Source organism: Hydrogenophaga sp. L310 (assembly GCF_055703065.1).
This window is the reverse complement of the sequence record NZ_JBVPZA010000011.1, coordinates 1-20,898: the sequence shown is the minus strand read 5'-3', so window position 1 is coordinate 20,898 and position 20,898 is coordinate 1. Positions and strand designations below refer to the sequence as shown.

17 protein-coding genes and 2 pseudogenes are annotated in these 20,898 nt (G+C 61.6%); 10 read left to right on the top strand and 9 right to left on the bottom strand.

Features of this window, described 5'->3' with window-relative positions; genetic code table 11:
* Window positions 1-3 precede the first annotated feature (3 nt).
* Genes AC0GNO_RS17385 through AC0GNO_RS17365 form a run of 5 tightly spaced genes read left to right on the top strand, consistent with a single transcriptional unit; the run spans window position 4 to window position 9,850 of the window.
* The gene (locus AC0GNO_RS17385) at window positions 4-2,772 is read left to right on the top strand and encodes a class I SAM-dependent DNA methyltransferase (RefSeq protein ID WP_166226530.1); all 2,769 of its coding nucleotides are present in this window, start codon (window positions 4-6) and stop codon (window positions 2,770-2,772) included.
* Window positions 2,769-4,823: a DEAD/DEAH box helicase gene (locus AC0GNO_RS17380; protein WP_166226532.1), complete on the top strand. Its 2,055-nt coding sequence runs from the start codon at window positions 2,769-2,771 to the stop codon at window positions 4,821-4,823. Before AC0GNO_RS17385 ends, AC0GNO_RS17380 begins: the two co-directional genes overlap by 4 nt.
* The gene (locus tag AC0GNO_RS17375) at window positions 4,816-6,027 is read left to right on the top strand and encodes a GIY-YIG nuclease family protein (RefSeq protein ID WP_166226534.1); all 1,212 of its coding nucleotides are present in this window, start codon (window positions 4,816-4,818) and stop codon (window positions 6,025-6,027) included. The genes AC0GNO_RS17380 and AC0GNO_RS17375 overlap by 8 nt, the downstream gene beginning before the upstream one ends.
* Window positions 6,024-8,693, top strand: coding sequence for a TrlF family AAA-like ATPase (locus tag AC0GNO_RS17370; RefSeq protein ID WP_116356570.1), 2,670 nt, complete (start codon window positions 6,024-6,026; stop codon window positions 8,691-8,693). The genes AC0GNO_RS17375 and AC0GNO_RS17370 overlap by 4 nt, the downstream gene beginning before the upstream one ends.
* Window positions 8,675-9,850, top strand: a complete 1,176-nt coding sequence (locus AC0GNO_RS17365) for an RNA-binding domain-containing protein (RefSeq protein WP_166226536.1) — start codon at window positions 8,675-8,677, stop codon at window positions 9,848-9,850. The genes AC0GNO_RS17370 and AC0GNO_RS17365 overlap by 19 nt, the downstream gene beginning before the upstream one ends.
* Window positions 9,851-9,885: 35 nt before the next feature.
* On the opposite strand, the gene merR is transcribed toward AC0GNO_RS17365, so the two are convergent.
* Window positions 9,886-10,320, bottom strand: coding sequence for an Hg(II)-responsive transcriptional regulator (merR, locus tag AC0GNO_RS17360; protein WP_033944979.1), 435 nt, complete (start codon window positions 10,318-10,320; stop codon window positions 9,886-9,888).
* A gap of 71 nt (window positions 10,321-10,391) precedes the next feature.
* On the opposite strand from merR, the gene merT reads away from it, so the two are divergent.
* From merT to merE, 5 genes are all read left to right on the top strand, one after another.
* A complete protein-coding gene (gene merT / locus AC0GNO_RS17355) occupies window positions 10,392-10,742 on the top strand; it encodes a mercuric ion transporter MerT (protein WP_001294667.1) in 351 nt (116 codons plus the stop codon).
* A gap of 15 nt (window positions 10,743-10,757) precedes the next feature.
* Window positions 10,758-11,033: a mercury resistance system periplasmic binding protein MerP gene (gene merP, locus AC0GNO_RS17350; protein WP_472904858.1), complete on the top strand. Its 276-nt coding sequence runs from the start codon at window positions 10,758-10,760 to the stop codon at window positions 11,031-11,033.
* Window positions 11,034-11,104: 71 nt separating this feature from the next.
* Entirely contained in the window at window positions 11,105-12,790 is a 1,686-nt protein-coding gene (gene merA / locus AC0GNO_RS17345) for a mercury(II) reductase (protein WP_472904857.1), read from the top strand.
* Window positions 12,791-12,806: 16 nt separating this feature from the next.
* Entirely contained in the window at window positions 12,807-13,172 is a 366-nt protein-coding gene (merD, locus tag AC0GNO_RS17340; protein WP_003465059.1) for a mercury resistance co-regulator MerD, read from the top strand.
* Window positions 13,169-13,405, top strand: a complete 237-nt coding sequence (gene merE, locus AC0GNO_RS17335) for a broad-spectrum mercury transporter MerE (RefSeq protein WP_001087809.1) — start codon at window positions 13,169-13,171, stop codon at window positions 13,403-13,405. The genes merD and merE overlap by 4 nt, the downstream gene beginning before the upstream one ends.
* Window positions 13,406-13,457: 52 nt before the next feature.
* Here the strand turns inward: merE and AC0GNO_RS17330 are convergent, their stop codons facing one another.
* The 8 genes and pseudogenes from AC0GNO_RS17330 to AC0GNO_RS17295 all read right to left on the bottom strand — a co-directional run bounded on the left by AC0GNO_RS17330 (window position 13,458) and on the right by AC0GNO_RS17295 (window position 20,815).
* A complete protein-coding gene (locus AC0GNO_RS17330; protein WP_000904941.1) occupies window positions 13,458-14,072 on the bottom strand; it encodes a recombinase family protein in 615 nt (204 codons plus the stop codon).
* Between the two features lie 60 nt (window positions 14,073-14,132).
* Window positions 14,133-15,350, bottom strand: coding sequence for a TniQ family protein (locus tag AC0GNO_RS17325; RefSeq protein WP_011137967.1), 1,218 nt, complete (start codon window positions 15,348-15,350; stop codon window positions 14,133-14,135).
* Window positions 15,347-16,255, bottom strand: a complete 909-nt coding sequence (locus AC0GNO_RS17320; RefSeq protein WP_011137966.1) for a TniB family NTP-binding protein — start codon at window positions 16,253-16,255, stop codon at window positions 15,347-15,349. Before AC0GNO_RS17320 ends, AC0GNO_RS17325 begins: the two co-directional genes overlap by 4 nt.
* A 2-nt stretch (window positions 16,256-16,257) precedes the next feature.
* A pseudogene (locus tag AC0GNO_RS17315) lies at window positions 16,258-16,707 on the bottom strand (Mu transposase C-terminal domain-containing protein); the annotation flags it as partial.
* Window positions 16,708-17,190, bottom strand: a pseudogene (locus AC0GNO_RS17310) (IS5 family transposase); the annotation flags it as partial.
* Between the two features lie 278 nt (window positions 17,191-17,468).
* The gene (locus AC0GNO_RS17305; protein ID WP_064312598.1) at window positions 17,469-18,254 is read right to left on the bottom strand and encodes an enoyl-CoA hydratase-related protein; all 786 of its coding nucleotides are present in this window, start codon (window positions 18,252-18,254) and stop codon (window positions 17,469-17,471) included.
* Window positions 18,255-18,479: 225 nt separating this feature from the next.
* Complete coding sequence (locus AC0GNO_RS17300) at window positions 18,480-20,231, bottom strand: LVIVD repeat-containing protein (RefSeq protein ID WP_472904856.1); 1,752 nt, start codon at window positions 20,229-20,231, stop codon at window positions 18,480-18,482.
* A gap of 203 nt (window positions 20,232-20,434) precedes the next feature.
* Window positions 20,435-20,815 (bottom strand): ATP-binding cassette domain-containing protein, encoded by a 381-nt coding sequence (locus tag AC0GNO_RS17295; protein WP_472904855.1) that lies wholly within the window; start codon window positions 20,813-20,815, stop codon window positions 20,435-20,437.
* Window positions 20,816-20,898: the final 83 nt, after the last annotated feature.

The following is a 20,898-nucleotide window of genomic DNA, read 5'->3' as shown; positions in this document are numbered from 1 at the left end:
TCCATGAACGCCGTAGAAATCGAACAAGCCATCACCGACCTCGCGGAGCAGCCGTTCGACCGTGCGGAGTTCCCCTATGCCTTTCTTGAGGCGTTCGGCAACAAAGCGACCACCATCAAGCGCCTGCGCGCGGGGGCGTCGAACAAGTCCGACCTCGGCGGTGTTCTCCAGACCAGCAATATCCACATCCTGACCTGCGACGTAGGGCGGGTGACACAGACGCTGGCCGCTCTCAAGGCCAGCCCGGCGACGGCCAAGGCCAAGGCGAAGTTCATCCTCGCCACCGACGGTGCGGACTTCGAGGCCGAAGACCTGGCCAGCGGTGAGACCGTCGCCTGTGCCTTCAAAGACTTTCCCGACCACTTCGGCTTCTTCCTGCCGCTGGCGGGCATCAGTACCGTCCGCCAGATCAGCGAAAACGCCTTCGACATTCGGGCCACCAGCCGCCTGAACCGTCTGTACGTCGAACTGCTGAAAGACAACCCTGAATGGGGCACGGCGGAGCGCCGCCACGACATGAACAAGCTCATGGCGCGGCTGATTTTCTGTTTCTTCGCCGAGGACACCGACATTTTCATCGGGAAGGGGCGTTTCACCGAAACCGTTGCGCAGATGAGCGCCAAGGACTCGTCCAACACGCACGAGGTCATCGCCACGCTGTTCCGCGCCATGAACACCAAGCGCGAGGACCGGGCTGCCGCCAAGATTCCTCGATGGGCCGAAGATTTCCCCTACGTCAACGGGGCTTTGTTCTCCGGCGGCGACGAGGTGCCGCGATTCAGCAAGATCGCCCGGTCCTACCTGCTGCACGTTGGTGGCCTGGACTGGACCAAGATCAATCCTGACATCTTCGGCTCGATGATCCAGGCCGTGGCCGAAGACGAGGAGCGCGGCGAGCTGGGGATGCACTACACCAGCGTTCCCAACATTCTGAAGGTGCTCAATCCGCTGTTCCTCGACGACCTGCGGGCGAAGCTGGAGGAGGCGGGCGACAACGCCCGCGTGTTGCTCAACCTGCGCAAGCGCATTGCCAAGATCAGGGTATTCGACCCGGCCTGCGGCTCGGGCAATTTTCTGGTCATCGCTTATAAGGAAATGCGCGCCATCGAGGCCGAGATCAATCGGCGGCGCGGCGAGCCGGATCGCGCGTCGGAGATCCCGCTCACCAACTTTCGCGGGATTGAGCTGCGTGACTTCCCGGCGGAGATTGCCCGCCTTGCGCTGGTCATCGCCGAGTATCAGTGCGACGTGCTGTACCGGGGGCAGAAGCTGGCCCTGGCCGAGTTTCTGCCCCTGCGTAACGAGAACTGGATCACCTGCGGCAACGCGCTGCGGCTCGACTGGTTGAGCGTTTGCCCGCCCACCGGGACGGACGTGAAGGTGCTGGCGGATGATCTGTTTGAGACGCCGCTCGACCAAGCGGAGATTGACTTCGAGAACGAAGGCGGCGAGACGTACATCTGCGGCAATCCGCCGTACCAAGGAAGCGTTGGTCAGACAGCGCAGCAGAAGGAAGACATGGCGCGAGTCCTCGCGCCCCTTCTAAAGACTTACAAGGATTTGGACTATGTAGCCGCGTTCGTTCTGAAAGCAGCTCAGTTCAACAATTTTACTGGGGCGGCAAGCGCATTCGTAACGACTAACTCCATCACTCAAGGAGAGCAAGTTGCAATGCTTTGGCCGCTCGTATTTAAAGAGTGCAACACGATCAACTTTGCGCACACATCGTTCTTGTGGAGCAACCTCGCTAGTAACAAAGCTGCTGTCACGTGTGTGATTCTCGGCCTGACGACCAACCCTGGCTCTGAAAGGAAACTGTTCGGCGAAGGCACTGTTAGATCATGCGCCAACATTAGTCCGTATCTTGTCGCTGCTGATACCGTGATTGTCACGAAGAGATCGAGTGCGCTTTCAGCCATCGGACATATGCAGTCGGGGAATAAGCCGACTGATGGAGGTCATCTGACACCATCTACTGAAGAGAAGGATCAAATAATTGCAGCGAGTCCAGATGCCAGACGCTTCCTAAAGCGCTACGTTGGATCGCGCGAATTGATAAACGGTGGAGCTCGCTGGTGCATATGGATCGAGGATGACGATCTTGAAGAGGTAAATCGCATCGATATTCTTCGTGACCGCCTCGAAAAGGTTCGCGAAATGCGCTTGAGTAGTAACGGAGCTCAAGCCAACGAGAACGCTGCCACGCCGCATCGCTTCGTTTTCGCCCCTCATAGTCGCCACGCTGCAATCGCAGTTCCGAATGTGTCGTCGGAACGAAGGTTGTTTCTTCCGTGCGAGATAACTGGATATGACACCGTTGTCTCCAATCTCGCGTCGGTGATTTACGATGCGCCGCTTTGGAACTTGGCACTGATTGCATCACGCCTGCATCTCGTTTGGATCGCCACCGTTTGTGGCAGGCTGAAGACCGATATTCGCTACTCCAATACCCTCGGCTGGAACACCTTCCCCGTGCCCACGCTCACCGACAAGAACAAGGTCGATCTCACGCGCTGCGCTGAGGATATCTTGCTGGCGCGGGAGCATCACTTCCCCGCGACCATCGCGGACCTGTACGACCCCGAGAACATGCCCGCTGACCTGCGTGCCGCACATGATCGCAACGACGAAGTGCTGGAGCGCATCTACATCGGTCGGCGCTTCAAGAACGACACTGAGCGGCTGGAAAAGCTGTTTGACCTTTATACCAAGATGACCGCTTCGGCTGCACCGGCCAAGGGCAAGAAACGCAAGGCGGGAGCCAACGCATGAGCGACAAGATCAAGTCCGTACCGTCCGTTTCCGTCACCTACGCCCGAAACGGCGCATCGACCAAGGCCAATGCTCTTGGGATGCGGCCCATGCAGGAGCGGGCCTACGAGAAGCGGGGCGAGCAATACCTGCTTATCAAGTCGCCGCCCGCATCGGGCAAGAGCCGTGCGCTGATGTTCGTGGCACTCGACAAGCTCAAGAACCAAGGCTTGAAGCAGGCCATCATCGTTGTGCCGGAGAGGTCCATCGGTGCCAGCTTCAACGACGAACCGCTGTCGAAGTACGGCTTCTGGGCGGACTGGCAGGTCGAACCCAAGTGGAACCTGTGCAATGCGCCAGGCAACGACAACGGCGGCAAGGTCAAGTCGCTGGGCGCATTCCTCGAAGGCGAGGACAAGGTGCTGGTCTGCACCCATGCGACCTTCCGCTTCGCTGTCGATGCCTACGGCGTCGAGGCGTTCGACGACCGATTGATCGCGGTCGATGAGTTCCACCACGTTTCGGCCAATCCGGACAACAAGCTCGGCTTGCACCTGGGGCAGTTCTTCGCGCGGGGCAAGACGCACATCGTCGCCATGACCGGCTCCTACTTCCGTGGCGACGCCGAGGCCGTGCTCGCGCCGCAGGATGAGTCGAAGTTCGATACCGTCACCTACACCTACTACGAGCAGCTCAACGGCTACGAGTACCTCAAGCAACTCGACATCGGCTACTTCTTCTACAGCGGGCCTTACGTCGACGACATCCTCAATGTCCTCGATCCCGCCGAGAAGACCATCATCCACATCCCGAATGTCAATTCGCGCGAGAGCACGAAGGACAAGATGCGGGAAGTGGAGCACATCATCGAGGCGCTGGGTGAATGGCAAGGCATCGACCCTGCGACCGGCTTCCAACGTGTCAAGCGCCCCGATGGCCGCGTGCTGCGGATCGCCGATCTCGTCGATGACGATGCCGCCAAGCGCGACCGCGTGTCCGCCGCGCTCAAAGACCCGGCGCAGAAGAACAGCCGCGACCATGTGGACATCATCATCGCGCTGGGCATGGCGAAGGAAGGCTTCGATTGGATTTGGTGCGAACATGCACTGACCGTGGGCTACCGCGCCAGCCTGACCGAGATCGTGCAGATCATCGGCCGAGCTACCCGCGACGCGCCCGGCAAGACCCGCGCGAGGTTCACCAACCTGATCGCCGAGCCGGACGCAGCCGAGGAAGCTGTCACCGAGGCCGTTAACGATACGTTAAAGGCCATCGCGGCGAGCCTGCTGATGGAGCAGGTTCTTGCTCCGCGCTTCGAGTTCAAGCCCAAGAACCCCGACAGTGGCCCGGTGCCGGGTTTTAACTACGGCGAGGGTGGCTACGACCCGGATCGCTGCAACATCGGCGTCAATGAGCAGACAGGGGCGTACCAAATCGAGATCAAGGGCATCGCCGAGCCCAAGAGCAAGGAGGCGGCGCGAATCTGTCAGGAAGACCTGAACGAAGTCATCGCGGCCTTCGTGCAGGACAAGCCCACCATTGAGCGCGGCCTGTTCGATGAGGAGTTGGTGCCCGAGGAGCTGACGCAGGTTCGCATGGGCAAGATCATCAAGGACAAGTATCCCGAGCTTGACGCCGAAGATCAGGAGGCCGTGCGCCAGCATGCCATCGCCGCCCTCAACCTGACGCAACAGGCCAAGCGGCTTGTCACCGAAGGCGAGAGCGACGGGTCGCCCAACACCGCCCTGATCGACGGCGTGCGCCGCTTCGCGATGGACGTGCGCGAGCTGGACATTGACCTCATCGACCGCATCAACCCCTTTGGCGAAGCCTACGCCATCCTCGCCAAGACCATGAGCGAGGACAGCTTGAAGCAGGTCGCGGCGGCCATCTCGGCGAAGCGCACGAGTCTGACGCCGGACGAGGCGAAGGAGATGGCTGTTCGCGCCGTTCAGTTCAAGAAGGAGCGCGGACGCATTCCTGCACTCGATTCCCAGGATGCCTGGGAGCGACGCATGGCCGAAGGCGCGGCCGCCTTTATGCGATTCAAGGCGGAGGGGCGCTATGAGTAACTCCGATCTTGACGAACTCGCTGCGGAGCTTGCCGAGTTCGCACCGCCCGAGGCGAAGGCCGGACGGCCGGCCAGTGAGGAGCGCGTCATCGCGGGCTTCGAGGAAATCCAACGCTTCACCGAGAAGCACGGGCGTGCGCCGCAGCATGGTGAGGATCGCGATATTTTCGAGCGCCTCTATGCCGTGCGCCTGGACCGCTTGCGTGCGCTCCCGGACTGCCGCGCCCTGCTGGAGCCGCTGGACCATCAGGGCTTGCTTGCCGGGGCGCCTACCGTTGCCGCTTCGGCAGATGAAGCCATCGACATCGACGACCTGGCCGCCGAGCTGGCGGGCGTAGCCGACGCAGACGACATCACGGTCCTACGCCATGTCCGCACCAGCGCCGACAAGCGCGCCGCCGAGGAGATCGCGGATCGCAAGCCTTGCGAAGACTTCGAGGCGTTCAAGCCACTGTTCGAGCGCGTAGCGACGGAAGTCAAGACCGGATTGCGCCAGTCCCAGCCCATAGAGGCGGGCCGCCGCGCGATTGAGGCCGGGGACTTTTTCGTTCTCGATGGAATCACGCTCTACGTCGCAGACGTCGGCGAACCGCTGAGAACCACCGCCGGGGAAGTGGACCGCCGCCTGCGCCTCATCTTCTCCAACGGCACCGAAAGCAATCTGCTGTTGCGCTCGCTCCAGCGCGCTTTCTACAACGACCCCGCCGCGCGGCGGCTGGCCTCGCCCGAGAGCGGACAACTCTCCTTCGGCGGCGAGCTTGAGGCCGATGATGTCGAAAGCGGCACGATCTACGTCCTGCGCTCCCTCTCCGATCATCCCTATGTCGCGCAGCACCGCGACATCATCCACAAGATGGGCGTGACCGGGGGCAGGGTGGAGACGCGCATTGCCAACGCCGAACACGACTCCACCTACCTGCTGGCGAAGGTCGAAGTGGTAGCGACCTACAAGCTCGCGGGCGTCAACCGCACCCGGATGGAGAACCTGTTCCACAGACTGTTCGCGCCCGCGCGGTTGAACATCACGATCAACGACCGCTTCGGTCATCCTGTGCAGCCTGAGGAATGGTTCCTAGTGCCACTTCATGTGATCGACGAGGCGGTTCAGCGCATTCGAGATGGATCGATCACCGAGTTTATCTATGACCCGCAGACCGCTCGACTGGTGGGCTACGCGCGGACTAACTATAAGGATGAACCATGATGGAAAGTCTGCGACCGAAGCAGTCAGAGGCTCGATCCATGGTCTTTGCAGAAGGGGCGCAGTGGGTCCGTGCTGACTTTCATCTGCATACCCGAGCGGACCGAGAATTCAAGTTCACGGGCGATGACAACTTCTACAACAGCAACTATGTGGATGCGTTGGAGAAAGCGGACATCCGATTGGGCGTCATTACCAACCACAACAAGTTCGACTTCGAAGAATTCAAAGCACTGCGCAAGACGGCCCAGAAGAAGGGTATTGCGCTGCTGCCAGGCGTTGAGTTGTCGGTCAATGACGGGGCTAATGGCATCCACACGCTTGTTGTGTTCTCCGACGAATGGATCGATGAACACAATTACATCAACCCCTTTCTGACCAGCGCATTCGAAGGTAAAACGCCCGCGCAGTACGAGCAGGAGAACGGGCGCACTTCATGGTCGCTTCTGGAGACCATCAAGAAGCTGGAAGGCTATCACCGGGACTTCTTCCTTGTCTTCGCCCATGTCGAAGCCCCGAGTGGCCTGTGGGCGGAGCTGGATGGCGGCCGGCTTACTGAGTTGGGGCAAAACGAGTTCTTCCGACGCAGAACGCTGGCTTTTCAGAAGGTACGCACGCACGACGGCGCAGGCAAAGACAAACCCTGCCGCACCAAGATTCAAAGCTGGCTACAGAGCTGGTACCCCGCCGAACTGGAAGGCAGCGACCCTAAGAGTGTCGATGAAATCGGTCGAGGCAAAGCCAGCTACCTGAAGCTGGGCGAACTGTCCTTCGAGGCGGTCAAGTTTGCCTTGAGCGATCCCGCTGGGCGGGTAGCCATGGAGCCGCCCAAACATCAAGCGTCGCACATCCGCAGCATCCGCTTCGACGGCGGCATCCTCGATGGGCAAGTGCTGCATTTCTCTTCCGAACTCAACACGTTGATCGGCATCCGGGGCAGCGGCAAATCGTCCATCCTGGAGGCAGTACGCTACGCCCTCGACATTCCACGCGGCGAGAAGGCGCAGGACACCAAGTACAAGGATGAGTTGATCCGCCATACCCTTGGCAGCGGCGGCAAGGTGACGCTGACAGCATGTGACGTGTACGGACAGGAGTTCACCATCTCCCGCATCTTCCGCGAAGCCCCGAATGTCTATTTGGGCGGCAAGTTGCAACCCGGCGTGTCGATCCGGGAAACCGTACTGCGCCGTCCGATCTACTTCGGCCAGAAGGACCTTTCCAGCACCGGCGAAGGCTTCGAGACCGATCTGGTGGAAAAGCTGGTTGGCGAGAAGCTGCGTGTGCTGCGTGACGAAATAGAGGTTCAACGCCAGCGCGTGCGTGACGCTGCTCAGCGCTGGCTCAAGCTCAGCAACACGGCCGAACTCAAGCGCGACTTCGAGACCCAACTAAATGATGCCAACTTCCGTCTGACCAAGTTCGCGGAGCACGGTGTCGCCGATAAGCTCCAAAAGCGACTTGGCTTCCAGCAGGACGCCACAGCGCTCGCGCGCATGATGGAGCGGGCAGACAGCTTCATCCTCGCTCTAGGAAGTCTGATTGCCGAGCATGAGGACGAGCTGCGGAACGCAACGAGCTACGTTTCCAAGCAGAACCCGGATTTCTTCACGGCCTACTACGCTGAGTTCTCCAGCCTCGTTGCCAAGGTCGATCAGCTCAAGCAGATCGAGCGAGAAGCGAACGTCATTGCAGCTCGCCTCAAGACCAAACAGGGCGAATTTGAAGGCGCAAGCAGGAGCCTTCAGGAGGAGTTCGCACAAGTCGAGCGCCAACTGGCTCAGGAGCTCAAGCAAACCGGCATGACTGCCATCCAGCCGGACGACTTCCTGGCCCAGCAGCAGCGCAAAACCAAGGCGGAGCAAATGCTGGAGGCGCTGGCCAAGCAGGAATCACAGCAGACCAGCATCCGCGACGCGCTGTTTGCCGAGATCGACAAACTCAATGAACTATGGCTGCGCGAGTTCAATACCATCAAGGTAGAGCTGGACCGCGTGAACGCTGGCCACACCGCCCTGCAGATCGAAGCGGACTTCAAGGGCGACAAGGAAGCCGCCATCAGCTTCATGCAGCAGCTCTTCAAGGGCAGCAACATTCGCGAAACCACGCTGCGCGCAGTGATGGAGGACTATGCCGATTTTGGCGGCCTCCTACGTGCCTTGCCGGGAGCCTTGGCGAAGGCCGGCAGCACCCCCGAGGTCTTCGAAAAGACCTTCATGCAGAACCTGACCGATTTCGTCACCTGGCAGGTGCCCAACCGCTTCGTCATCCGCTATCGCGGCAAAGAGTTGAAGCACCACTCTCTCGGGCAGCGCGCTTCGGCGCTGTTGCTGTACGTGCTCAGTCAACGCCAGAACGACGTGATCATCATCGACCAACCGGAAGACGATCTGGACAACCAGACCATTTACGACGATGTGATCAAGCTGCTACGGGAAATGAAGCCTCACGCCCAATTCATCTTCGCCACCCACAACGCCAACTTCCCGGTGCTGGGTGACGCGGAACAGGTGCACGCCTGCCAATACCAGGACGAGAAGGTCGCCACGCGAAGCGGCAGCATCGACGCCCGCCCGGTGCAGGACGCCATCATCAACATCATGGAAGGAGGCCAGGAAGCCTTCAACCGTCGCAAAGAGGTCTACAACCTATGGAAACCACAGAGCTGATCGACCTGCTCAGCCGGGGCGAGGACAGTCGGCAGCAGTTCAAGACGGACATCAACAATGCCGACGCCTTGGCAGCAGAGATCGTTGCCTTCAGCAACACCGCTGGTGGTCGCATCTTCATTGGGGTGAACGACGACGGTTCGGTGCGCGGTCTATCCGGCGCCGACGTTGCTCGTCTCAACATGCTCATCGCCAACGTGGCCTCGCAGGTCGTGCGTCCCGCCGTGAACCCGCTCACGGAAAACGTGCCTCACCCGGCAGGCACGGTGCTGGTGCTCTCTATCGCTGAGGGCGTCAACAAGCCCTACATGGACAAGAACGGCGCGATTTGGGTGAAGAACGGCTCGGACAAGCGCCGCGCCACCTCGCGCGAGGAATTGCAGCGCCTGTTCCAGCAGGCGGGTTTGGTGCACGCCGACGAAACGCCCGTAGCGGGCTTGAGCGCGGGCGATGTGGACATGCCCTATTTCGAAACCTTCTTCGAGCAGCAATTCGGTGAGCCGCTCGCCCAGCATAACCAGCCGCTGCCGCAGTTGCTGACCAACATGAACCTGATGAACCAGGGGCAGCTCAACGTGGCGGGCGGTCTGCTGTTCGCCAAATCACCGCACTACGCGCTACCCGCCTTCGTCGTCAAGGCCGTCGCCTTTGTCGGCACCCAGATTGAGGACGAACGCTACATCGACAGCCGCGACATCGTCGGCAAGCTGGCCGACGTGTTCCAGCAGACGTTGGGCTTTATCGTCGCTAACACCCGCGCCGCGCAGGGCGAGCAGGGCTTCAACTCCCAGGGGCAGCCTGAGATTCCCCGCATCGTCTGGGAAGAACTGGTCGCCAACGCCCTCATTCACCGCGACTACTTCGTCAGCGCGCCGATCCGCGTACTGGTCTTCGCGGATCGTGTCGAGATCATCAGCCCTGGCCACCTGCCCAACAACCTGACTATCGAGAACATCAAGGCCGGCAACTCCAATATGCGCAACCCCATCCTGGCGTCCTTTGCCGCCAAGCTCCTGCCTTATCGCGGATTGGGTAGCGGCCTGCTGCGCTCACTGAGGGCATGGCCGCAGATCGAACTCATCGATGATCGGTCCGCCAATCTGTTCAAGGCTATCGTGGCGCGTCCCAGCTTGCTGGAGCCGGCCGGAAGTTCTTGACTGGGGTCGTCTCAGAAAACGGAAAATAAAGCACGCTAAGGCATAGCCGAACCTGCCAAGCTTGCTCCACCCTGTAGTGACGCGATCAGCGGGCAGGAAACGTTCCCCCTTCGCGCATGGCAGGCGCACACCAACTCAGACAGCACGGCCTCCATGCGCGCCAGGTCAGCCATTTTCTCGCGCACGTCCTTGAGCTTGTGCTCGGCCAGACTGCTGGCTTCCTCGCAATGGGTGCCATCCTCCAGCCGCAGCAGCTCGGCGATCTCATCCAGGCTGAAGCCCAACCGCTGGGCTGATTTCACGAAGCGCACCCGCGTTACATCCGTCTCGCCATAGCGGCGAATGCTGCCGTAAGGCTTGTCCGGTTCCGGGAGCAAGCCCTTGCGCTGATAGAACCGGATGGTCTCCACATTGACCCCGGCCGTCCTGGCGAAAACGCCAATGGTCAGGTTCTCCAAATTGTTTTCCATATCGCTTGACTCCGTACATAACTACGGAAGTAAGCTTAAGCTATCCAATTCAGATTCGAAAGGACAAACGTATGTCTGAACCTCAAAACGGGCGCGGCGCGCTCTTCACTGGCGGGCTGGCCGCCATCCTCGCCTCGGCTTGCTGCCTCGGGCCGCTGGTTCTGATCGCCTTGGGGTTCAGCGGCGCTTGGATCGGCAACTTGACGGTGTTGGAACCCTATCGCCCCATCTTTATCGGCGTGGCGCTGGTGGCGTTGTTCTTCGCCTGGCGGCGCATCTACCGGCCGTCAGCCGCCTGCAAACCGGGTGAGGTTTGCGCGATTCCCCAAGTGCGAGCTACTTACAAGCTCATTTTCTGGGGCGTGGCCGTGCTGGTTTTGGTCGCGCTCGGATTTCCCTACGTCGTGCCATTTTTCTATTGATCACAGGAGTTCACCATGAAAAAGCTGCTTTCCGCCCTTGCCCTCGCTGCCGTTGTTGCCCCCGTGTGGGCCGCCACCCAGACCGTTACGCTGTCCGTACCGGGCATGACCTGCTCGGCCTGTCCGATCACTGTCAAGAAGGCGATTTCCAAGGTCGAAGGCGTCAGCAAAGTTGACGTGACTTTCGAGACACGCCAAGCGGTCGTCACCTTCGACGATGCCAAGACCAGCGTGCAGAAGCTGACCAAGGCAACCGCAGACGCGGGCTATCCGTCCAGCGTCAAGCAGTGAGTCACTGAAAACGGCACCGCAGCACAACGGACGTCATTGTCTGGCGCCACAAACGATAAAGGATCTGTTGCATGACCCATCTAAAAATCACCGGCATGACTTGCGACTCGTGCGCGGCGCACGTCAAGGAAGCGCTGGAAAAAGTGCCAGGCGTGCAGTCGGCGCTGGTGTCCTATCCGAAGGGCACAGCGCAACTCGCCATCGTGCCGGGCACATCGCCGGACGCGCTGACTGCCGCCGTGGCCGGACTGGGCTACAAGGCAACGCTAGCCGATGCGCCACTGGCGGACAACCGCGTCGGACTGCTCGACAAGGTGCGGGGATGGATGGCCGCCGCCGAAAAGCACAGTGGCAACGAGCCCCCGGTGCAGGTAGCGGTCATTGGCAGCGGTGGAGCCGCGATGGCGGCGGCGCTGAAAGCCGTCGAGCAAGGCGCGCAGGTCACGCTGATCGAGCGCGGCACCATCGGCGGCACCTGCGTCAATATCGGCTGTGTGCCGTCCAAGATCATGATCCGCGCTGCCCATATTGCCCATCTGCGCCGGGAAAGTCCGTTCGACGGCGGTATTGCGGCAACTGTGCCTGCGATTGACCGCAGCAAACTGCTGGCCCAGCAGCAGGCCCGTGTCGATGAACTGCGGCACGCCAAATACGAAGGCATCCTGGACGGCAATCCAGCCATCACCGTTTTGCACGGTGAAGCGCGTTTCAAGGACGACCAGAGCCTGGTCGTCCGTTTGAACGAGGGTGGCGAGCGCGAGGTAACGTTCGACCGCTGCCTGGTCGCCACCGGTGCCAGTCCGGCCGTGCCGCCGATTCCGGGCCTGAAAGAGTCACCCTACTGGACTTCCACCGAAGCGCTTGTCAGCGACACCATTCCCGCACGCCTGGCCGTGATCGGTTCGTCGGTGGTGGCGTTGGAACTGGCGCAAGCCTTTGCCCGGCTCGGCAGCCAGGTCACGATCCTGGCACGCAGCACCTTGTTCTTCCGGGAAGACCCGGCCATCGGCGAGGCCGTGACAGCCGCTTTCCGCGCCGAGGGCATCGAGGTGCTGGAGCACACGCAAGCCAGCCAGGTCGCCCATGTGAACGGCGAATTCGTGCTGACCACCGGACACGGTGAATTGCGCGCTGACAAGTTGCTGGTTGCCACCGGTCGGGCACCGAATACGCGCAGCCTCGCGCTGGACGCGGCGGGGGTCACTGTCAATGCGCAAGGGGCCATCGTTATCGACCAAGGCATGCGCACGAGCAACCCGAACATCTACGCGGCCGGCGACTGCACCGACCAGCCGCAGTTCGTCTACGTGGCAGCGGCCGCCGGCACCCGTGCCGCGATCAACATGACCGGCGGCGACGCAGCCCTCAATCTGACCGCGATGCCGGCAGTGGTGTTCACCGACCCGCAAGTCGCCACCGTGGGCTACAGCGAGGCGGAAGCGCACCACGATGGCATCGAGACCGACAGTCGCACGCTGACACTCGACAACGTTCCGCGAGCGCTTGCCAACTTCGACACACGCGGCTTCATCAAGCTGGTCATCGAGGAAGGTAGCGGACGGCTCATCGGCGTGCAGGCGGTGGCCCCGGAAGCGGGCGAACTGATCCAGACGGCGGTGCTCGCCATCCGCAACCGCATGACGGTGCAGGAACTGGCCGACCAGTTGTTCCCCTACCTGACAATGGTCGAGGGGTTGAAGCTTGCGGCGCAGACCTTCAACAAGGACGTGAAGCAGCTTTCCTGCTGCGCTGGATAAAAAAAGGAGGTTTTCAATGAGCGCCTACACCGTGTCCCGGCTGGCCCTTGATGCCGGGGTGAGCGTGCATATCGTGCGCGACTACCTGCTGCGCGGATTGCTGCGTCCGGTGGCGTGCACCCCGGGCGGCTATGGCCTGTTCGATGATGCCGCCTTGCAACGGCTGTGCTTCGTGCGGGCGGCCTTCGAGGCGGGCATCGGCCTGGACGCGCTGGCGCGGCTGTGCCGGGCGCTGGATGCTGCGGACGGCGATGAAGCGGCCGCGCAGCTTGCCGTTCTGCGCCAGTTCGTCGAGCGTCGGCGCGAAGCGTTGGCCGATCTGGAGGTGCAGTTGGCCACCATGCCGACCGAGCCGGCACAGCACGCGGAGAGTCTGCCATGAACAGCCCCGAGCGCTTGCCGTCCGAGACGCACAAACCGATCACCGGCTACCTGTGGGGCGCGCTGGCCGTGCTCACCTGTCCCTGCCATTTGCCGATTCTCGCCATTGTGCTGGCCGGCACGACGGCCGGCGCGTTCATCGGAGAGTACTGGGGTATCGCAGCCCTCACGCTGACCGGTTTGTTCGTCCTGTCTGTGACACGACTGCTGCGGGCCTTCAAAGATCGATCATGAGCGCTTCCCATTGAGACAAACCACGCTGTCGCTACGTTGCCTCATGCCGGCATCAAATTCGGCTGAGTAGCTTCTCGCCATCTGGACGTAGCTCACCCTTGGGTGAAACATGCCGATACAGGGTCTGCCGCGTGACGCCAAGTTCCTGGCACAGGTCGCCGACCTTGGTCTCTGGCTGACCCATTGCCGCCATCGCCAGCCGCAGCTTGGCGGCGGTCATCTTGAACGGCCGGCCGCCTTTCCGCCCGCGCGCGCGGGCCGAGGCTAGGCCGGCAATCGTGCGCTCCGCGATCAACTCGCGCTCGAACTCGGCCAGGGCGGCGAAGATGCCAAAGACCAGCTTGCCGGCGGCGGTCGTGGTGTCGATGGCCGCGCCGTGCCCGGTTAATACCTTCAAGCCGATGCCGCGCCCAGTCAGGTCGTGCACGGTGTTGATGAGATGTCGCAGGTCGCGTCCGAGCCGATCCAGTTTCCACACGACCAGTGTGTCGCCAGTTCGCAACGCCTTCAGGCAGCTCGTCAAGCCGGGCCGATCCTCGCGCATGCCGGATGCCTGGTCCTCGTAAAGATGTACTGGATCGACCCCGGCGGCAATCAGCGCGTCGCGCTGCAAATCGGTAGCCTGGGAGCCGTCCGCCTTCGATACCCGCATGTAGCCTATCAGCATGTCGTACCTGTCACATATACGTTCGATTATGTGACAGTGTGCGCCGGAAAGTTAAGGTCGTCAAAATTTGTCACTTAACCCGTCATTCTGTCTAAGACATGCAAAGGATCCGTCAGGCTCATAATGTGACAGAAATTCCGTGGCGATGCCTTCCTTCGCGAAGGTGGCGCGCAACTGTTCCAGGGAAGCGGGGTCGCGCCGACCATAGGAAGCCAACGCGAACAGCGAGCGTGCCGTCTCGGGGTTGTGCCGCGCTTCAATGATGGCCTCGTCGATGGCCTGGACTGCACGCTGCCAGTGATTGATGGGTTCGGGCTTCGGCGCTTTCGTCGGCAGGCCACTGGTGAACCCTGTTTGGGGCTCGGACCAGAACAGCTTTGCCTGCTCGCCTGGCGGGCTTATGTACCTCACCTCAATCAAGCTGATTGCCGTTGCCGCCGCCTCCAGCATCTGCAACCGTACTGCCGGATTCAGGGTTTCATACGGTCGCCACAGACTTTGCCCAGCACGCAGCGGATGCCCGCAGCCTTCCCAGACTTGGCGGAGATACCCCGCGTAGGTTCCGCACGCCGAAAGCGGTGTGTTCAGCTCATCGAGCAGCGTGCGTAGCAGCCGAAACCACAATCCGGCATGGATGCGTCGGCGCGGCAGCTCCAGGTGACCGGTCGTCAGTGCCTGCCAGGTACGCTGGTCCATCGCCGCAATCGCGTCGCTGGCGGTGCGCGGTTCGGCGTCGGCGTTCTCCCAGCCTAGAAACCGCCCTGGCACGCCCCAATAGGATTCCAGCCGGCAGCCATGCAGCGGGCAGCTCAGCATCAGGGGCAGCTTCCACGCGAGCAGTACGGCTTGGTTCTCCGGATCGTTCAGGCATAGCGGACAGGCGCGGTGTATCGGCTGGCTGGGCAGCCAGGCACGCCAGCTCGTGATGGATCGCGTCTTACGGCGGTGTGTCGGCAGCAACACCGAGAGCTGGAACGCATAGGTCTCCAATGCATCTGGAATCTGATCATCAAGGCTGTCCAGTAGCCAAGGCACCCAGCCGGCAAAGCTCATGCAACGCAGCCGGTTCAGTTCGATGCCGCTCCGCTGGGAAAGCATCGCCAGCAGCGCCAGTGGTGGCGCGGTGTCCAGGTCATCAACCTGACCGTGACCAAGATCGTGCTCCAGCAGCTCGGACACCTCTATGTGATAGCAAAGGGCCACGCGGTTGAGCCACGAAGACAAGGCTTCACCTTCCCTGGGAGCCGGATGCAGTGGCCAGCGTGGCGCTGGCTTCACATCAGTTCCCGCTCGAATTGCCGACGCCGCTCGCTGGGGCCGGTGTAATCGGCCATGCTCAGCGTGCGATGGTTGATCGCTTCCTCGCCGCTCTCCACGGCGGCGAGGGCTGCCGCCATCAGCAAGTGCGTCAGTTCGCCGATGGTGCCTTCGCTGCGTGTGAGCAGGTAGCGGGCCATGTCCAGCGTGGCAATCGACGAGGGGCGCCGCAGTGGAAGCGAAGCGGCGAAGCTGGCCAGCAGTGAGCAGCAATCGTCGTTGGCCTCCCATACCGGCAGCATCATCGGCTCGAAGCGATTTTCCAACTGGTCATCGGAGCGGATGACCAGGTAGGCGTCGCGCGTGCCGACCCCGACCAGTGGGATGCGCAGTTCATTGCCGAGGAAGCGCAGGAGATTGAGAAATTCCCGGCGGTTGACGCTGTTACCGGCCAGGACGTTGTGCAACTCGTCGATCACCAGCATGCGCACGCCGACCTTGCGCAGCAGTGCCAGCGCCAGTTGTTCCATTTCTGGCAGCCGTGGGCGCGGTCGCAATGGCGCACCCATCGCCGCGAGCAGCGCGACGTAGAAGCGGATTACCGACGGTTCGGATGGCATCTGCACGACCAGTACCGGAATGTGCTCCTGGTCGGCGTCGGCGCTGGCCGGATGCGTGCGCCGGAACTTCTCGACGATCATCGACTTGCCGTTGTTGGTCGGGCCGACCAGCAGCAGGTTGGGCATGCGTTGCTTGTTTGGCCACGCATACAGGGTTTCCAGCCGGTTCAGCGCCTCGACCGCGCGCGGATAGCCGATCCAGCGGTCGGCGCGAAGGCGCTGGATGCGCTCGTCCGCCGGCAGCCGAGCCAGCCCCTGTGCCGCTGGCAGCAGGTGTGACAAGTCGATGATGGGATATTCGTCCACGGCTACCACTCCTCAATCTGGTCGAACGGTTTGGCCGGCGGCTGGTTGTCGGCCTGTGGGTCAGCCATGTCCGCATCTGGTGGTGGCGTGGTTTTGACAGGCGGTGCCGTTGCCTTGAGATGCTGGCGTCGATCCGCGTCGCGCCGCGCCTTGCGCGTAGCTTTCTGCGCGGTGGTCACGATTTCTCGCATCTGGCCGATCATGCGGAACAGCGCTGACTCATCCACCTGTTCGCGCCCTTGCTGCCGTAATTTCGCCAGCGCCTGCCGTTGTTCCCATAGGGTGACAGCCGGGTGCGACAAGGTACGGTAGGGAATTTCCAGGTAGTGCTGCCCCTCTGGTTCCAGCACCCATATGCGGCTGATGTCGCGCGGGTCGCGCCGGATCAGGAACGCAGGCAAGCGGTCCCGCCGAGCTATCCACGGCTTGAGCGCATCGGCGTAGTAGTGGACTCGGATATCCAAGGTTTCCGCGTCGATCCCGATATGCACCTTGCGCCATTGACGGCGATAGGATGCGCCATGCTTGCGGGTTTTCCACTCGCCTTCACCCATCATCTTGATCCCGGTGCTGTCAACCAGCAGGTGCAACCCGCCTGAACTGGACCTCCCGCCCAGCTCGACCGACAAACTCTTCTGCCGCCTGCACAGCGTCGTATAATCGGGTGCCCGCCAGTCCAGTCCCGCCATCCTGAGCAGGCTCTGGGTCAGTCCCGTCACTTGCCGCAACGGAAGTTGGAACAGCCCTTTCAGTGTCAGGCAGAACTCGATCGCTTTATCCGAAAACCGCAGCGGCCGACCGGAGCGACCGTCGGACACCGCATACCAATCCAGCCCAGGGTCAAACCATACATCCAGCGAGCCTCGCTGCTTGAGGGCAGCATTATATTCGGGCCAATTGGTAGTGCGATACTTCGGTGGTGTCGGTCTGGGCATCCCGCCCATCTATGACAATCGATTCCTCAAGGGAATCCATTACCTTGTTATGCAACAAAGCCGGCTTAATGGCGTCCAGGCCGTCGGTAAGGGCGTTTTTGGCAAAAGCGGGTCGGTCACGACGATCACTTACGAGCTGTTCGAAGTCCGCTGACCCCGTGCGCTGGACGGCACCTGCCCTGAAGCAGGTGCCGGTTCACTCCGTTCGTCCGTAGCGAGGCCCCATCGACGACGCGCAAATCGGGCAATGCCTCTTGTCAATCGAGGATAGCCTCGGGTTATCGGCCGCGAAACAAGGGTTGCCGCTTCTCGAGGAACGCCGCGATTCCTTCGGCATGGTCCACGGTTCGCCCGGCAACGCGCTGGTTTGCTCGCTCCATCGCCAGCGCCTCAGGAAGGCTCTGGTTCAAGGCGGCTGAGAGCGCCTGGCGGGTCAGACCGAGAGCGATCGTGGGTCCGGCGGCGAGCCGTGCCGCCATGGCCGTCGCCGCAGTGGTGAGATCGTCGTCATCGACCACCTTGTAGATCAAGCCCCAGTCCGCCGCGACATCGGCCGTAATCCTCTCGCCGAGAAGCATCATCGCGCTCGCGCGGGCGCGCCCGGCAAGCCGCGGGAGCAGCCAAGTCACCCCCAGATCGGGAACGAGCCCGATCGCCGCGAATGGCAGGAGAAAGTACGCGGACCTGCTGGCGATTACGATGTCCGCCGCAAGGGCGATCCCGCACCCCCCGCCGGCGGCTGCACCGCTCACCGCCGAGACGATTGGGATCGGCAAACGCACCATACTCTCGAGCAAAGGGTTGAAGCCGGTTTCAAGCGCACGTCCCCGATCAATGCGTTCAGGATCCTCTTGAACGCCGCCGCTGAGATCGGCGCCCGAGCAGAAGGCGCGCCCCGCCCCACGCAGCAGCAGCGTGCGCGCGCCCATTGCCGCAACGCTGTCCAGCGCATCCATCATCTCGTCGAGGGTCTGCATGGACAGCGCGTTCAGCACTTCGGGACGATTAATCGTGATCGTCGCCACGCCTTCGATGCATTCCAGCGTGATGTGTTCGTAACGCATGTTCTTCTCCCTTGGAGCGACCCTTGGCTCATTGCCTGATCGGTCGCTCAAGTTGCTCGGTCCAGCAATGTGCGGCGGGAGGCGGAGAACGCGCCCAGCCATGATCGCGGCGAGCGCGAACAAGCCTCCCGCACTGTTTTGCGCCTCGCCGCGACGAAAGGGGCTCCGTCATCTACCCCCCGCCGACAGCCCTCAAGCCGAGCCGCCAGCGGCCGACACAGGTTATCACTTCACGGTCGGGAAGCCGAGGCGAGCGCGAAGGTCCGGATTCAGTTCGATAACGTGGAAACCGGTCGTCATGCAGGCGAACCAGATGTGCCCGGACTCGGGAACATAGCGTACATGCGACGCACACGCGTCGGTTACCTGGTCGTTCAACCCTGTCCAGTTTAGCCCGTTGCCACTTAGCGGGGTATCGGGATTCGCACCCGGCTTATAGTAGCCGACTTCAACCGGCTTTGTAGGATCGCGCAAATCAACGATCCTCACTCCGCCAGCGAAGAAGGGGAACAGACCAAGCCTCGTGTTCCTTGCATCGTCGACATCGTTGAAATGCGAGCCAACCGCGCCGAGGCGCGCGGTGATGTCTGGGATTGGGATGAAGCTCGCATAGGGATCCTCCTTCCGAGGAGTAAATAGTATCGCGTCGCAGTTCTCCTTGATATTCATTTGCAGCTTGAACTCGCCGACGATCTTTGGATTCTTCTCGTCCGCGATATTGATGATCCGCGGCCATGTTCCAGGACAGGCGCCCAGTTCGGCCGCACCCACCAGGTGTGGAACTCCGTTGATCGACGCGGGCACGACAGAATGCCAACCGCCTTGCTTGGCTTCGCCGACGAGCCTCATCTTCGGTTGAGAGCGCCCATCGACGATGTCGCTGTTATCGAGAATGTAGACGCTGCCGTTCTCCACAGGCACGTCCCCGTCGGAGGCGAGGATAGACGCCCCCATAGGTATGTCCCCGGTTTCGGAGGCGAGGACAGCCGCGTAGATCCGCCGCTCATCATGGCTGATCGACACTTCATGTGGCGTGAACCCAGCCGTCAATCCATTGGGTCGCGTGACGCCGAAGCGGCCGAGATAGCGGGGGCGCTTCATGTCGCTGATGTCGAGCACATGCAGGCCACCCTTCCCCGAACCGAGTCCGGGCAGGATTTCTGTACCGTAGACGCGACGACCGTTGGGAGAGATTGTCACCATGTGGATGTTGGCGGGCCACTTGAACTCGCTCTGCAATTTGGGATTCAGGCAGTCCGAGGCATCGTAGATGCTGAGCCAAGCTGCGTCCTCCTCGCCCCGGCCAGCAATTCCTCCCGAGTAGTTGCCGGCGACGAGAACTTTGCGATCTGGTGCCGCAATCGCGTGCATCGTCTCTACCGCATCGATCGAGCCCCGGTCCCGCAGCAAGCGCACGGGCTTTGGAGCCCGGGGGTCCCTTACGTCGATAACCGCGACGCCCGCTGGCTCGCGGAGGAACAAGGCAGATCGGCTGTTGGCGGTTGCCGGGCCTGTCTGCTTGAAGGAGGATACATAGGCACATTGATCGACCCATGAGAGCTGCATATTGCCGCCGCGGTTCCAGATGTCCGTGCGACCGACGAGGCGAACGCCAGCATGATAAGGAAGTTTGGACCGGCCGCTCACCACGTCTTCGATCGTGGTTTGGCCCTGAAGCCCGGTTTCGGGGCGATCGCCGGGACCAATGACGACCTGGGAAAACGCCGGCCATCCGCTACACAGACAGGCTAGGCCGAGCGGGGCAACGACCGCGAGCCTCCGAATCTTGGTGGCTGTCACCGCAGTCAGGCGCGAAAGAGCCTCTGTGGTGCGGATCGTCGGTGAACGCCGCGATGCTCTATCGTGCGTCGCCGCCCCGATCTCGACCATGCCCGGCTTCATGACGCCGACCGGTTTGGCGGGCAAATCATCGGCAAGAACAACATTCCCATGCGCTTCGCTTAACATCCGCAACATCTTTCTCTCCTTTGCTTGGTTGCTTGGTGCGTCCTCAATCTTGCCACAACACATCGTGCGACACAGAGGAATTCGTAGCCCGTTGCGTTCGCCCGGGCGTCGCTGATATCGTCGAAATGAAGCCGGTCGCTGAGACGACGCTGCTTCCGGCCGCGCCTTCCGAAGATGTTGTCCCGGCTGCGGCGCTCACCGCTTGGTCCGCTTCACGAGCTCGGCCGCATAAGCTGGACGGCGCTTCTCGAAAAACGCGGCGACTCCCTCCTGAAACTCAGGCCGCGCATCACCAGCGGCATCGAGATGTTCTCGCGCACGGTCATGTGCGGGTACAGCGCATAGGACTGGAACACCATCGCGCAGTCCCGTGCGCTGGGTGACAGGGCGAGCAGGTCGCGGTCTCCCATGCGGATCGTGCCGGTGTCGGGCGTGTCCAGGCCGGCGATCAGCTTCAGCAAGGTGGACTTGCCGCAACCGGACGCGCCCAGCAGGGTGAGGAATTCGCCGTCGCGCACTGTCAGGTCGAGTTCCTGAAGAACGGCAGCGTTGCCGAAGCGTTTGGTCAGGCCGGAAATCTGGATGTCAGACATGGTCGTTCGTCTCCGCCGTTGACTGAGTCGATGTCCGGGCGGCCATCCAGCTGTGAAACTCTGCGTAGCCCGAAAACGCCACG

What these genes read in the sequence shown, in the direction of transcription:
- merT (WP_001294667.1), top strand. Translation starts at nt 10,392, where the DNA reads ATGTCTGAACCTCAAAACGGGCGCGGCGCGCTCTTCACTGGCGGGCTG.
- merE (WP_001087809.1), top strand. Translation starts at nt 13,169, where the DNA reads ATGAACAGCCCCGAGCGCTTGCCGTCCGAGACGCACAAACCGATCACC.
- AC0GNO_RS17365 (WP_166226536.1), top strand. Translation starts at nt 8,675, where the DNA reads ATGGAAACCACAGAGCTGATCGACCTGCTCAGCCGGGGCGAGGACAGT.
- AC0GNO_RS17330 (WP_000904941.1), bottom strand. Translation starts at nt 14,072, where the DNA reads ATGCTGATAGGCTACATGCGGGTATCGAAGGCGGACGGCTCCCAGGCT.
- merP (WP_472904858.1), top strand. Translation starts at nt 10,758, where the DNA reads ATGAAAAAGCTGCTTTCCGCCCTTGCCCTCGCTGCCGTTGTTGCCCCC.
- AC0GNO_RS17375 (WP_166226534.1), top strand. Translation starts at nt 4,816, where the DNA reads ATGAGTAACTCCGATCTTGACGAACTCGCTGCGGAGCTTGCCGAGTTC.
- AC0GNO_RS17380 (WP_166226532.1), top strand. Translation starts at nt 2,769, where the DNA reads ATGAGCGACAAGATCAAGTCCGTACCGTCCGTTTCCGTCACCTACGCC.
- merD (WP_003465059.1), top strand. Translation starts at nt 12,807, where the DNA reads ATGAGCGCCTACACCGTGTCCCGGCTGGCCCTTGATGCCGGGGTGAGC.
- merR (WP_033944979.1), bottom strand. Translation starts at nt 10,320, where the DNA reads ATGGAAAACAATTTGGAGAACCTGACCATTGGCGTTTTCGCCAGGACG.
- AC0GNO_RS17305 (WP_064312598.1), bottom strand. Translation starts at nt 18,254, where the DNA reads ATGCGTTACGAACACATCACGCTGGAATGCATCGAAGGCGTGGCGACG.
- AC0GNO_RS17300 (WP_472904856.1), bottom strand. Translation starts at nt 20,231, where the DNA reads ATGTTGCGGATGTTAAGCGAAGCGCATGGGAATGTTGTTCTTGCCGAT.
- merA (WP_472904857.1), top strand. Translation starts at nt 11,105, where the DNA reads ATGACCCATCTAAAAATCACCGGCATGACTTGCGACTCGTGCGCGGCG.
- AC0GNO_RS17385 (WP_166226530.1), top strand. Translation starts at nt 4, where the DNA reads ATGAACGCCGTAGAAATCGAACAAGCCATCACCGACCTCGCGGAGCAG.
- AC0GNO_RS17370 (WP_116356570.1), top strand. Translation starts at nt 6,024, where the DNA reads ATGATGGAAAGTCTGCGACCGAAGCAGTCAGAGGCTCGATCCATGGTC.
- AC0GNO_RS17295 (WP_472904855.1), bottom strand. Translation starts at nt 20,815, where the DNA reads ATGTCTGACATCCAGATTTCCGGCCTGACCAAACGCTTCGGCAACGCT.